The following is a 12,322-nucleotide window of genomic DNA, read 5'->3' on the forward strand; positions in this document are numbered from 1 at the left end:
ATTGCATGCTCAACCCTCTTGATGGATCTGACAGGCTGCTCCACCCCTGGAAGCTGGCGCTGCTGCGCCTTGCCGTGACGCGAGATGAAGCCGACAGGCTCAACGTTGCAGCACTCGCGGCGGAGCTCGATCGCCTCGGGGGACGGCGCACCGCCGACGAGACGTTCCACTTCTTCCGGCGAACCAGTTCGCAGCTCTGCGCGGCGATCAGCGGGGAGCCACAGAACGCGTCGGACATTCTGGACCGGTTCTGCCAGCAAATCGAGGAGCCGCGGCTGCGCCTCGCTTTTGCCGCGGCGGTCGGGATCACGCATTCGGATCCCGCGCCGTCTCGGGCCCCCCGACCGAAGCGGAGCCGCAATCTCTTCAGAGGTCTGCCGGCGCGTGGATCGGCATCTTTATGACATTCCTATGCGGATGCGCCGGCGCTCATCTCGCAATCCTACGCAACGATGGACATCATAAGCGGCAGATTGGAGCGGCCGTCTTGCTGCGCCAGGGACAAGGACTTCCACGATGTCGATCCTGACACATGGTTTCGACCGGCCCTTCGAGGCCGAACGCACGGCGCGCATCTCCGAAGCGCGCAAGGCCCGGCTCGAGCGTATCGCGCTCCAGGCGCTCGGCCTGCTCTCGATGGGCAGCGTGCTCACCGCGCTGATCGCGCTGAGAACCGCAATCCATGTCTGGCATCTCCCCGCCTGACCGGCGCGGCAGACGTCATGACCTTGCAGATGTGTGAGGAGGCCGCCATGGCCGCGATCGCCCTTCAGGCCGTGCACCGCCTGCCGGCGTCGCGAACGACGGCGCCTGAAATCGGCGCGACAACGGCACTGAGGCCACTCGACCCTGATGTCGTCAGTGCCGCCATTCCCGCTTTTTTCATCGGACGTAACCGTGGCGGGCTCTGGGTGGCCCGCGAGGCCAGGGGGCGCGTCGGCGGCCTCTTCCTGTTCAGGAGCTCCGCGATCGATTTCGCCAACCGGCAGAGCGCACCGGCACGATGCGCGCTGGTGTTTCCTGCCGAGACCTTCGAGCTCGACGTCGCGAACCAGGGCAATCCGCTCGACGCGCTGGCGGCGCGATGGCTGAGCGGGGTGAAGCGGCGCCTGGCGCGCCTTGCGAGGTAACGACATGGTCGAGCTCAAGATCATCATGCTCGTCGCATTGATGGGCGCATTGCTGCTCGGCATGCACATCACTGCGAGCCCAGCCTCGGACCGGTAGCAAGCAACCTTCAAGGGAACGCTGGAGCAGGCAGTCGCCGTGACCGTTCTGACAATGACGCTGAGCCTGGTCTGGGGCGGCATCCTGGCGCTCGTGATCACGCTGGTGGCGCGCGGGCTTGGAGTCTAGCTCATCCGCTCCGCTTCGATCAGCCGTGCCAGCTCCCCCGCGGTGACCTCGATCGGCCGGCGGCTACGCTCGACGCGGGCCTGGATCAATGCGCCCTGCAGCGCCGACGTGCAGAGCACGGCCAGCGCCTCCGCCCGCGGCCTGGCGAAGCCGTCGGCGACCAGCTTGTCACGCAGGATCGATAGACGCGCGGCATAGGCCTTGCGACCGGCCTCCGACACGGCCCGTTCGCGCGGCGCAAGCTCGAGCAGGACGGTCGTGATCGGGCAGCCGTTGCGGAAGCCGGAGCCCTGCATCCAGCCTGCCAGCAGCCTTGCGTGCGCGCGCAGGAGCTCGCCGGTCGAGCCGCACTCCGCCGCGAGCTTGGCGACCGTCGCCGCGACGCGGCGGCCCGCCTCCTCCACCGCTGCCACCGCGATCGAGGATTTTCCGTCCGGAAAGTAATGGTAGAGCGAGCCCTTCGGCGCGCCGCTGACGTCGACGATGTCGTTGAGGCCGGTGCGGGCAAATCCCTGCCGGCGGAACAGGGTCACCGCGGCATTGATGATGGGCTGACGGTGCTTTGGCACGGCCGGCATGGCACTCTCCTTCGGTCAAGAATTATATTGATTGGTCTACATCAGCCTCCGACAGTCAAGACATGACCATGACAGGGAGAGGCAGATGCCCAAGGGAGTGACCTACGAACTCGGAGACGGCGTGGCGCGGATCGGGCTCGACGACGGCAAGGTCAATGCGATGTCGGCCGCGATGCTGGGCGAGATCGCAGCCGCCTTCGACCGTGCCGAAACGGAAGCGGAGATCGTGGTGCTGCGCTCGGCGCGGCCGGGCGTCTTTTCCGCAGGCTTCGACCTGAAAGTGTTCGCCTCGGGCGATGCTGCCAGGAGCCTCGAGATGGTCCGGGCCGGCGCGGAGCTTGCGCTGCGGCTGATGTCCTTTCCGCACCCGACCATCGGCGTGATGGAGGGCCATGCTTACCCGATGGGGACGTTCCTGCTGCTCGCCTGCGACGTCAGGCTCGGCGCCCGCGGACCGCACCGCATGGGGCTGAACGAGGTCGCGATCGGCATCGCGCCACCCAGCTTCGCCATCGAGCTCGCGCGCAGCCGCCTGCATCCGGCCTGGCTCAGCCGGACCGCCACGCTGGGTGAGATGTACGAGCCGGAGGAGGCGTTGACCGCTGGTCTTCTCGATCGCGTGGTCGCGCCGGAGATGGTCGACACCACGCTCGATAAGATCGTCGCTGACTTGCGCGCCATCCACAAGCCGTCGCATGCAGCCGCGAAGAGGCGCCTGCGCCAGCCGGCCATGGACGCCATGCGCATGGCGATCGACCGCGAGCTGACCATGGCGGCCTACGAGGCGAGCAACCGCGCCCGGAGCGCCGTCGCGATGCCCGGTTAGGCCGCGTCTCTCACGGAAAGGGCCAACCCGATCTGGCGCAGTTTCACGGAACCGTGTAGATCGGTTTCATGAGCATCGGCAACGTCAACGTCGTCACCCATCCCCTGGTCCAGCACAAGCTCTCCTTGATGCGGGAGAAGGACCGCTCGACCAAGAGCTTTCGCGAAATCCTTAACGAGATCGGGATGCTGCTGGCCTACGAGGTGACGCGCGACCTGCCGCTGGAGCTGGTGGACATCGAGACGCCGATCGCGCCGATGCAGGCCCCCAAGATCGCCGGCAAGAAGCTCACGCTGGCGCCGATCCTGCGCGCCGGCGTCGGCTTCCTCGACGGCATGCTCGCCTTGATGCCTTCGGCGCGTATCGCCCATATCGGCCTCTACCGCGACCCCGAGACGTTGCAGGCCGTGGAATATTACTTCAAGGCGCCGCAGGACCTGTCGGACCGCACCGTGATTCTGATGGACCCGATGCTGGCGACCGGCAACTCCGCCTGCGCCGGCGCGTCCCTGCTCAAGGCGCGCGGCGCCCGCGATATCCGCTTCGTCTGCCTGCTGGCCGCCCCTGAAGGCATCGCCCAGTTCGAGAGCGAGCATTCCGACGTGCCGATCTGGACCGCCGCGATCGACGAGCGGCTCAACGACCACGGCTACATCGTGCCGGGCCTCGGCGATGCCGGCGACCGGATGTTCGGCACAAAGTAGACAGGTTGGCGCGATCGGGTTAGTCCGGTGGCATGAGCGCCAACGACGTGTCATTGCAATCGCTGATCCGGATCGAGCCCGCCGCCGATCCTGCCTTCATATGCGACGGCGCAGCCGTCTCTCGCGCGGAGTTCTCCGCGAAGATCGAACAGACCGCCGCCTGGCTTGCCGCGCAAGACATCGGCAAGGGCGACGTCGTCGCGGTGTGGCTGGTCAACCGGGTCGAATGGCTGACGCTGCTGTTCGCCGCCGCACGGCTCGGCGCGGTCGTCGCCGCCGTCAATACGCGCTACCGCAGCGCGGAAGTCGCGCACCTGCTCAAGCTGTCAGGCGCGAAGCTCATGGTCGTCGAGGCGGCATTCCGCGCCATCGACTTTACCGCCATCCTTGCGGGCATCGCCAAGGACGAGGTGCCGGCGCTGCAACGGCTCGCGGTGGTCGGCGCGGATGCCATCCCGGCACACTGGCCCTGCGTGCGGTTCGATGCGTTCGACACGCCCTACCCGCCGGCTCCAAAGCCCCAGGATGATGTCGATCTCCCCGTACTGCTCTACACGACGTCAGGCACGACCAAGGGGCCGAAGCTCGTCGCGCATTCGCAAGCGACGCTGGCGACGCACGCCGTCTCCGTCGCACGCGCGCTCCAGCTCGATCCGCAACGCCATTCGCTGCTGGCGATGCTGCCGTTCTGCGGCACCTTCGGCATGACGAGCCTGCTCGGCTTCGTCGCAGCCGGCGCGACCGTCCATGTGCTGGACGCCTTCGAGGCGGCGCCGGCCGTGAAGATCCTTCGGGAACAAAGGATCACGCACTCTTTCGGCTCCGACGAGATGTTCCGCCGCATCCTCGCGCCCACAGATGCGCCACGTCCGTTTCCGCACCTTGAAGTCTGCGGCTTCGCCGCGTTCCAGCCCGGCTGGCGCGAGTTGGCGGCGGAGGCTGAAGCGCGCGGCTTGCCGCTTTACGGCCTGTACGGTTCGAGCGAGGTGCAGGCGCTGTTCTCGATCGCCCGCCCCGGGGACGCCTTCGCCGATCGCATCGAGGGCGGCGGCTGGCCGATGTCGCCGGACGCGAAAGTGCGGGTGCGCGATGCCGAGACCGGTGAGCTTGCCCCCAGTGGCGTGTCCGGCGAGATCGAGATCAGCGCGCCGTCACGCTTTCTCGGCTATTTCAACAATCCCGACGCCACGCGCGAGGCGATCACCGCGGACGGGTTCTTCCGCACCGGCGACATCGGCCGGCTGCGCGGCGACGGCTCCTTCGTCTACGAGACCCGCGCCGGCGATGCGATGCGGCTCGGCGGCTTCCTGGTCGCGCCCGGAGAGATCGAGGACGAGCTCAAATCCTGCGCAGGCGTCGCCGACGCCCAGGTCGTCGCGGTCGATCTGAGGGGCCAGGCGCGCTGCGTCGCCTTCGTGATCCCGGCAGGGGAGCTGCCTATGCAGGAGATGCTGTTCGCACGCCTGCGCGAGCGGCTCGCCGGCTACAAGGTGCCGGCGCGGATCTATGTCGTGGACGCCTTCCCCGTCACCGACAGCGCCAACGGCGTCAAGATCCAGCGCGCCAGGCTCCGTGCCATCGCGATGGAGCGGATCGCGGCCGAATAGGCCGCCTATCTGGCTTGCGCCAGACTCGTTCAGTACGACTTCGCGAGTCCCAGCACCTTCTCCGCGATGAAGCTCAGCGCCAGTTGCGGGCTGACCGGCGCGATGCGCGGGATCAGCACTTCGCGCAAGTAGCGCTCGACGTGGTATTCCTTGGCATAGCCGAAGCCGCCATGGGTCATCACCGCCTGCTCGCAGGCCGAGAAGCCCGCTTCGCCGGCGAGATATTTCGCGGCATTGGCCGCGGCGCCGCACGGCATGCCCTTGTCGTACTGCCAGGCCGCCGACATCACCATCAGCCAGGCGGCCTCGAGCTCCACCCAGTTCACTGCGAGCGGATGCTGGATGCCCTGGTTCTTGCCGATCGGGCGATTGAACACGACGCGGGTCTTGGCGTATTCGGTGGCGCGAGACAGCGCGAGCTTGCCGAGGCCGACCGCTTCCGCGGCAATCAGGATGCGCTCGGGGTTCATGCCTTCGAGGATGTACTCGAAGCCCTTGCCCTCTTCGCCGATCCGATCCTCCATCGGAATTTCAAAGTCCTCGAAGAACAGCTCGTTGGAATCGACGATCTTGCGGCCCATCTTCTCGATCTCGTGGACCTTGATCCTGGTGCGGTCGAAATCGGTGTAGAACAGGCTGAGGCCATGCGTGGGCGAGCGTACCTCTTCCAGCGGCGTGGTACGCGCCAGCAGCAGGATCTTGTGCGCGACCTGCGCGGTCGAGATCCACACCTTCTGGCCGTTGACGATGTAGCGGTCGTTCTTGGCGACCGCGCGGGTCTTGAGCTGCGTGGTGTTGAGGCCGGTGTTCGGCTCGGTCACCGCGAAGCACGCCTTCTCGCGGCCCTCGACCATCGGCGGCAGCATGCGCCTGCGCTGCTCCTCGGTGCCGAACACGACGACGGGATTGAGGCCGAACACGTTGATGTGCACGGCCGAGGCGCCGGACATGCCGGCACCGGATTCGGCGATGGTGCGCATCATGATCGCGGCTTCCGTGATGCCAAGCCCGGAGCCGCCATATTCCTCGGGCACGCAGATGCCGAGCCAGCCCGCGTCCGCCATCGCCTTGTGGAAATCGTGCGGGAAGCCGCCGTCGTGGTCCTTCTTCAGCCAGTAAGCGTCGGGAAAGCCCTCGCAGACCTTGGCGATGGCGTCGCGAATGGCTTCCTGCTGCTCGGTGAGCGCGAAATCCATGGTCTTGATCTCCTCCTCGGGAGCTGCGCCCGCGCCATCTCCCTTCGCATTCTCCGCGCAAACCGTTAGCCGCTTGCTGCGCCCGAACGTGCCTCACCCGCGTTCTTAGCTCGAAAAGCAGCGCACAGATACGTGAATTTATCCGCGAACTGTGTCTACCATGCATGGGGTCATGCGGCGCAGGCTGCGAGCGCGCCGTTATTTCGCAAGGAGGAAACCGCGATGGCCGGGCTTTACTTCGAAGACTTTTCCGTGGGCCAGGAGTTCAGGCATCCGCTGACCCGGACCGTCACGGAGATGGACAACACCATGTTCAGCCTGCTGACGCTCAATCCGCAGCCGCTGCACATCGACGCGCATTTCGCCGAGAAGACCGAGTTCGGCCAGCGCATTTTCAACAGCCTTTACACCCTCGGCATCATGATCGGCATGACGGTCTATGATACGACGCTGGGGACCACCGTCGCCAATCTCGGCATGACGGACGTCACCTTTCCAAAGCCGGTCTTCCACGGCGACACGTTGCGGGCGACGACGAAGGTGCTTTCGGTGCGGGACTCAAAATCGCGGCCAAGGGCCGGCATCGTCGAGTTCGAGCACCACGCACTCAACCAGAAAGACGAGATCGTCGGCACATGCCGCCGCATGGCGATGATGCACAGGAGGCCGGTCTGATGCGCTCGATGCTGTTCGTGCCGGGCGATTCCCCGCGCAAATTCGAGAAGGCGAGCGAAGGCAAGGCCGACGCACTGATCATCGATCTCGAGGACTCCGTCGTCGCCGAGAAGAAGCCGGAGGCGCGCACGCTGACGCTTGCGATGCTGAAGAGCCGCCCCGGCCCGCATCAGCTCTATGTCCGCGTCAACGCGCTCGACACCGGCCTGACGCTGGCCGATCTCGCCGCGGTGATGCCGGGCAGGCCCGACGGCATCGTGCTGCCGAAATCGCAAGGCGGCGACGACGTGAGGCAGGTCGCAACCTGGCTCGAAGCTCTCGAAGCCGCAGCCGGCATCGCGATCGGTTCGACCCGCATCGTCTGCGTCGCGACCGAGACCGCCGGCTCGATCTTCGGGCTCGGCAGCTACAGGGGCTGCTCCCCGCGCCTCGCCGGGCTGATGTGGGGCGCGGAGGATCTGTCCGCTTCGCTCGGCGCCACCGAGAAAGCCTCGGGCGGCGTCTTCCACAGCCCCTATCGCCTCGCGCGCGACCTCTGCCTGATGGCAGCGGCCGCGGCCGAGGTCGCCCCGATCGACACCGTCTACACCGACATCGACAATCTGGCCGGCCTCGAGCAGGAGACGCGCGCCGCGCGGCGCGACGGTTTTTCGGCCAAGGCGCTGATCCATCCCAAGCATGTCGACATCGTCAACGCGGCCTTCGCGCCAACGGAGGCCGAGCGCGCCTGGGCGGAGAAGGTGATCGCGGCGTTCGCGAGCAATCCCGATTCCGGCACGCTGCGGCTCGACGGCCAGATGACCGACAAGCCGCACCTTCGCGCCGCGAAGAAGATCCTCGGCCAAGCCTAGATCGGAACGCAAGCTCGCGACTCCGAACATCTTGACACGCTTCGCTTGCTGCCTATTTTTTCCGCCGAGAAGAGACTTCTCATCCTCGAAAATCAAAGGACCAACACGACCGTCTGGAGAGACGATGATGATCGATGAAAATCTGGCCCGCATTCGCGCCCACCGCAACAACATTCACCGCTACCGGCGCCTGCTGCGAACGAAGCTGTCGGAGCTGGAGCGACATTTCATCGAAAGACGCCTCGCAGAGGAGCGCTCGGCGCTCGATGCCTTGACGGCGACGGCATTCCCGGTCGCGTTCCGCGCTTCCGCAGCGCAGGCCAATGCGATGGAGGTGTTGCAATGACCAATCAGCGCGACCTGCTCATTCGAGGCAGCGAAAAAGTCATAGTCCATTATGAGCTGCTTCTGGCCAGCGCGAAGAGCGAGCACGAGCGCGAGCTCTACCGCCAGCGCATCGAGCGTGAGAAGAGGCTGATCCGGGACCTGCAAGGCGAGCCGGATCACCGCGCGGCCTGAGCTGGAAGATCGCAGGCCCCTGGACGATGCGGCGGCATCGGCAGTGGGCTCCCTCCCCCGCTTGCGGGGGAGGGTTGGGGAGAGGGTTTCTCCGCGCTGGGATTATTGAGATTGACTGAGGATTTCCCTGTGCGGCGAAAGCCCTCACCCGCCGCGATCTGCGAGCGCGGCGGCCTCTCCCGCAAGCGGGAGAGGCGGAGCAAGCCGGACGTGCCCGTGTAATTCATCTGCCATAGCAGGGAATGGAGCGATTCCGCGGCTCGTCTCCGCATTCGATTCAGCGGACGAGGCGATTGGGGCCGGCCTGCGCACTGCTCGGTTGGTTCGCCGGCGCCACCTTCACATTGGCCGTGAACGGCGCGCCGTTGCGCAGCAGCGTGAGCTTCACGTCCTCGCCGACGCGCGCGAGGCCGATCGTGTTGCGGAGCTGGGCGGCGGTGCGGATCGGGCGGTCGTCGGCTCCGGTGACGACATCCCCCTTGCGCAGGCCTGCCCTCTCCGCAGGCGAATCCGCCGCGATCTCCGCGATGACGGCGCCCTGAGCGAGTCCCTTGTTGACCGAAGGATGCAGGTCCTTCAGCGACACGCCGATGCGGCCGCGCTCGACACGGCCGCTCACGATAATCTGCTCCATCACCTTGCGGGCCATGTTGATGGGAATTGCAAAGCCGATGCCGACATTGCCGCCGGCGGGCGAGATGATCGCCGAGTTGATGCCTACGAGCTCGCCGCGCAGGCTGACAAGCGCACCGCCGGAATTCCCGGGATTGATCGCGGCGTCGGTCTGGATGAAATCCTCATAGCCCTGCTTGCCGAGGCCGGTGCGCCCCAGCGCGCTGACGAGCCCCGAGGTCACGGTCTGGCCGAGGCCGAAGGGGTTGCCGATCGCGAGCACGAAATCGCCGACCTCGAGCCCGTCGCTGTCGCCGAAGGCAAGCGCCTTGAGCCCGGCCGGGTTCTGGACCTGGAGCACGGCGATATCCGTGGGCGGATCGCGGCCGATCACCCTGGCGGAAAACTGCCGGCCGTCCTTGGTCGTGATCTGGACCGCGGACGTGCCTTCCACGACGTGATTGTTGGTCAGCACGTAGCCGCGCTGGGCATCGACGATCACGCCGGAGCCGGTGGCGTTGACCTCCTTCTCGATCTGCCGGGGAACGTCGAAGAACTCGCGGAACAGCGGATCGCGATAGAGCGGATTGTCCTCGCGCACGCGGCCGTGCACGGAGATGTTGACGACGGCCGGCGTCACCTGGCGCACCAGGGGCGCCAGCGTCGGCACCGGGCCGCCCGTCTTCGGATCTGCAATCTGGCCGGCGGCAGGCTGCGATGCCGTGAGCGTCAGCACCAGCAAGGTCAGCAACAGCAGACGCACAGCATTCATCATCGTCACCCTGCCGCTTCGCGTTGCGCGGATATGCGAGATTGTCGTTTTAGCCCTCGCCGCGTGATGCGACGATCCAGCCCTGCAGGGCCAGCAACGGGACGACCCAGGCCGCCGAGGCCTGGCCGACCAACACGAGGCCGAGAACGGCCGGCGTGACCATCATGCCGCCTGCCTCTCTTCGGCGGCCCAGGGCCGCCGCAGCCGCATCGGCACGCCACCGCCCCGCGGCGGTTCGTCATTGTCGTTGTCGCCGTCGAGCTTGCGCAGCGCACCGAGAATGTCGACGAGCCTGACGGTGTGGCTTATGCCGGGAATTTCGCGCAAGGCCGGACAGGATTCGACGGCGTACATGTCGGAGGCCCAGGACGACAGGATGATCCGCTTCTCCGGCGCGGAGAGATCCCTCGCATTCAGGACCTCGGCCGGCGAGTCGTAATGAGCGGCGGGATGAAACAGCGGGTTGAGAGTGCCTGGATTGGTATTCACGTTGGTCATCGGTCGTGCCTCCCTCAAGCTCCTTTCCAAAGGGACGGGGTGTTGACGGCGGGACGGCGGCGCCGATCGCCGCAGTCCCGCCATTCGATTGATCGAGCGCTCAGGCTGCCTTTTTCTGCTCGATCTGCGATGCCGCAGGAGTGCCGCCCGCGATCGGAATCCGGCGCGGCTTCATGGCTTCCGGAACCTCGCGGACGAGGTCGATGATCAGGAGCCCGTCCTGGAACGACGCCTGCTTCACCTGGACATAGTCGGCCAGGTTGAACACGCGCCGGAACGGACGCGCGGCGATGCCCTGGTACAGATATTCGCGCGCGGCGGTCTCGGGCTTCCGCCCCTCGATCGTGAGTGCGTTCTGCTCGGCCGTCACCGTGATGTCGCTGGGCCCGAAGCCCGCCACCGCAAGGCTGATCCGGTAATGGTCCTCGCCGGAGCGTTCGATGTTGTAGGGGGGATAATTGTCCTCGGTCGCCTGGCGCAGCGTGCTGTCGACGAGGTCGGCCAGGTGGTCGAAGCCGATGGTGGAGCGCCACAGCGGCGCGAAGTCGAAACTGGTCCTCATAACCAAGTCCTCCTGAGAGCAAGATGGATACGAAGGAGCGCAGGACGGGGTCTCAGACGAGGGTCCGAAGGCCGGCCCGGCGCCCGTACCGGACCCGATCAGGCATCCGGCACACCGCTCTCGCGGCGAAAAACGACTTAGAAAGCCGGAAATCGCTTTCAAGGGGGCGGGCCAAAAAAAATCTTGGACCGTCGCCCCCCCTGGCGGCCCGGACCCTCAGGATCTCAGCGGGTCCCGGGCCGTCTCCGGCGCCAGCAGCGTGGCGATGATCGTGATGATCGACAGCGCGATGATGTAGACCGACACCGCCCAATAGGAGCCGGCCCAAGCGAGCAGCGCGGCCGCAATCAGCGGCGAGAAGCCGCCGCTGAGCGCGGCCGCGACGTTGGCGCCGAGCGAGGCGCCGCTGTAACGCACCTTTGTGCGGAACAATTCCGGCATGAAGGCGGCCTTCGGCCCGAACAGCAGCGCATGGGTCAGCGTCATCGTGACAACGAGCGCGAACGTGATCAGCGCCGGATCCCTGGTGTCGAGAAACCAGAACAGCGGAAAGGCCAGCGCCACCGTGAACACGGCGCCGGCCAGATACAGCGCCTTGCGACCGAAGATATCGGACAGCCAGCCGGCAATCGGCAAAGTCGCGAACTCGACGATGGCGGCATAGACCACCGCATCCAGGATCACCTGCCGTGGCAGGCCGAGCTTCGTCGTGGCGTAGACCACGGTGAAGACGGTCAGGAGGTAGGCGAGCCCGACTTCCGACACCGTGATGCCGACGGCGAGGAGAAAGCTGCGCCAGTCGCGGCGGAGCACCTCGAGCACCGGCTGCGCCAGCACCTCCTTGCGCTCGACCACTTCCTTGAAGTGCGGCGTCTCCGCAAGCTTGAGCCGCACGATGAAGCCGACGCCGACGAGCAAGATGCTGATCAGGAAAGGCACACGCCAGCCCCAGCTGAGGAAGTCCGCCTCGGGCAGCTTCGTCATCAATGCGAAGATGCCCGTGGAGGCGGCAACGCCGACGGGAAATCCGATTTGCACCAGGCTGCCGTACAAGCCGCGGCGTTTTCCGGCGTGCTCGATCACCATCACCACCGCGCCGCTCCATTCGCCGCCGAGCCCGATGCCCTGAACGAAGCGCAGGCAGATGAGCAGGATCGGCGCCCAGATGCCGATCTGATCGTAGGTCGGCAGGCAGCCAATCAGGAAGGTGCCGAGGCCCATCGCGATCATGGTCGCGACCAGCATGGTCTTGCGGCCGAGGCGGTCACCGTAATGCCCGATGATGGCGCCGCCGATCGGCCGCGCCACGAAACCGACCGCATAGGTCGAGAATGCCACGAGCGTGCCGACGAAGGGATCGAAGCTTGGGAAGAACAGCTTGTTGAAGACGAGCGCCGCGGCCGTGCCGTAGATCAGGAAATCGTACCATTCGATCGCAGTGCCGAGCGCGCTCGCCCACACCACATGCGCCGTCGCCGATTTCTCCGCGGAAGCGGAAACCCCCACTGCTGCCGTCATGCCCTGCCCCACCGATTCCAGTGGGCATCATGAATAATCGGGGTGAGG

16 protein-coding genes are annotated in these 12,322 nt (G+C 66.1%); 10 read left to right on the top strand and 6 right to left on the bottom strand.

Going from position 1 to position 12,322, the window contains the following annotated elements; all coding sequences use genetic code 11:
- Window positions 1-5 precede the first annotated feature (5 nt).
- From AC3WLX_RS15395 to AC3WLX_RS15405, 3 genes are all read left to right on the top strand, one after another.
- Window positions 6-404, top strand: coding sequence for a hypothetical protein (locus AC3WLX_RS15395; RefSeq protein ID WP_492336582.1), 399 nt, complete (start codon window positions 6-8; stop codon window positions 402-404).
- Between the two features lie 112 nt (window positions 405-516).
- Window positions 517-705: a hypothetical protein gene (locus AC3WLX_RS15400; RefSeq protein WP_492336583.1), complete on the top strand. Its 189-nt coding sequence runs from the start codon at window positions 517-519 to the stop codon at window positions 703-705.
- Window positions 706-752: 47 nt separating this feature from the next.
- The gene (locus tag AC3WLX_RS15405) at window positions 753-1,130 is read left to right on the top strand and encodes a hypothetical protein (protein WP_492336584.1); all 378 of its coding nucleotides are present in this window, start codon (window positions 753-755) and stop codon (window positions 1,128-1,130) included.
- Between the two features lie 222 nt (window positions 1,131-1,352).
- On the opposite strand, the gene AC3WLX_RS15410 is transcribed toward AC3WLX_RS15405, so the two are convergent.
- A complete protein-coding gene (locus AC3WLX_RS15410; RefSeq protein ID WP_319327975.1) occupies window positions 1,353-1,934 on the bottom strand; it encodes a TetR/AcrR family transcriptional regulator in 582 nt (193 codons plus the stop codon).
- Window positions 1,935-2,019: 85 nt separating this feature from the next.
- Between AC3WLX_RS15410 and AC3WLX_RS15415 the strand changes: the two genes are divergently transcribed.
- From AC3WLX_RS15415 to AC3WLX_RS15425, 3 genes are all read left to right on the top strand, one after another.
- Window positions 2,020-2,760 carry a crotonase/enoyl-CoA hydratase family protein gene (locus tag AC3WLX_RS15415; RefSeq protein ID WP_492336585.1) on the top strand — a complete coding sequence of 247 codons (741 nt, stop codon included), beginning with the start codon at window positions 2,020-2,022 and terminating at the stop codon, window positions 2,758-2,760.
- A 68-nt stretch (window positions 2,761-2,828) separates the two neighbouring features.
- A complete protein-coding gene (upp, locus tag AC3WLX_RS15420) occupies window positions 2,829-3,464 on the top strand; it encodes a uracil phosphoribosyltransferase (RefSeq protein WP_492336586.1) in 636 nt (211 codons plus the stop codon).
- Between the two features lie 32 nt (window positions 3,465-3,496).
- A complete protein-coding gene (locus AC3WLX_RS15425; RefSeq protein WP_492336587.1) occupies window positions 3,497-5,071 on the top strand; it encodes an AMP-binding protein in 1,575 nt (524 codons plus the stop codon).
- 29 nt (window positions 5,072-5,100) lie between these two features.
- Here AC3WLX_RS15425 and AC3WLX_RS15430 read toward each other — a convergent pair whose 3' ends face one another.
- Window positions 5,101-6,267 (bottom strand): acyl-CoA dehydrogenase family protein, encoded by a 1,167-nt coding sequence (locus AC3WLX_RS15430; RefSeq protein WP_291628379.1) that lies wholly within the window; start codon window positions 6,265-6,267, stop codon window positions 5,101-5,103.
- Between the two features lie 132 nt (window positions 6,268-6,399).
- Here AC3WLX_RS15430 and AC3WLX_RS15435 point away from each other — a divergent pair, with 132 nt between their 5' ends.
- The 4 genes from AC3WLX_RS15435 to AC3WLX_RS15450 all read left to right on the top strand — a co-directional run bounded on the left by AC3WLX_RS15435 (window position 6,400) and on the right by AC3WLX_RS15450 (window position 8,312).
- Window positions 6,400-6,942: a MaoC family dehydratase gene (locus AC3WLX_RS15435; RefSeq protein ID WP_492336588.1), complete on the top strand. Its 543-nt coding sequence runs from the start codon at window positions 6,400-6,402 to the stop codon at window positions 6,940-6,942.
- Entirely contained in the window at window positions 6,942-7,793 is an 852-nt protein-coding gene (locus AC3WLX_RS15440) for an HpcH/HpaI aldolase/citrate lyase family protein (RefSeq protein ID WP_492336589.1), read from the top strand. The genes AC3WLX_RS15435 and AC3WLX_RS15440 overlap by 1 nt, the downstream gene beginning before the upstream one ends.
- 124 nt (window positions 7,794-7,917) lie before the next feature.
- Window positions 7,918-8,139 carry a hypothetical protein gene (locus AC3WLX_RS15445; protein ID WP_492336590.1) on the top strand — a complete coding sequence of 74 codons (222 nt, stop codon included), beginning with the start codon at window positions 7,918-7,920 and terminating at the stop codon, window positions 8,137-8,139.
- Window positions 8,136-8,312, top strand: a complete 177-nt coding sequence (locus tag AC3WLX_RS15450) for a hypothetical protein (RefSeq protein ID WP_492336591.1) — start codon at window positions 8,136-8,138, stop codon at window positions 8,310-8,312. The genes AC3WLX_RS15445 and AC3WLX_RS15450 overlap by 4 nt, the downstream gene beginning before the upstream one ends.
- Before the next feature lie 277 nt (window positions 8,313-8,589).
- On the opposite strand, the gene AC3WLX_RS15455 is transcribed toward AC3WLX_RS15450, so the two are convergent.
- From AC3WLX_RS15455 to AC3WLX_RS15470, 4 genes are all read right to left on the bottom strand, one after another.
- The gene (locus AC3WLX_RS15455; RefSeq protein ID WP_492336592.1) at window positions 8,590-9,696 is read right to left on the bottom strand and encodes a trypsin-like peptidase domain-containing protein; all 1,107 of its coding nucleotides are present in this window, start codon (window positions 9,694-9,696) and stop codon (window positions 8,590-8,592) included.
- Window positions 9,697-9,858: 162 nt separating this feature from the next.
- On the bottom strand, window positions 9,859-10,194 hold the full coding sequence (locus AC3WLX_RS15460) for a hypothetical protein (RefSeq protein ID WP_492336593.1): 336 nt from the start codon (window positions 10,192-10,194) through the stop codon (window positions 9,859-9,861).
- Window positions 10,195-10,294: 100 nt separating this feature from the next.
- Window positions 10,295-10,756 (bottom strand): Hsp20 family protein, encoded by a 462-nt coding sequence (locus tag AC3WLX_RS15465; protein ID WP_291629689.1) that lies wholly within the window; start codon window positions 10,754-10,756, stop codon window positions 10,295-10,297.
- 216 nt (window positions 10,757-10,972) lie between these two features.
- Window positions 10,973-12,274: an MFS transporter gene (locus AC3WLX_RS15470; protein WP_492336594.1), complete on the bottom strand. Its 1,302-nt coding sequence runs from the start codon at window positions 12,272-12,274 to the stop codon at window positions 10,973-10,975.
- Window positions 12,275-12,322: the final 48 nt, after the last annotated feature.

The sequence above is a fragment of the Bradyrhizobium sp. FW305-F6 genome, from assembly GCF_058782905.1.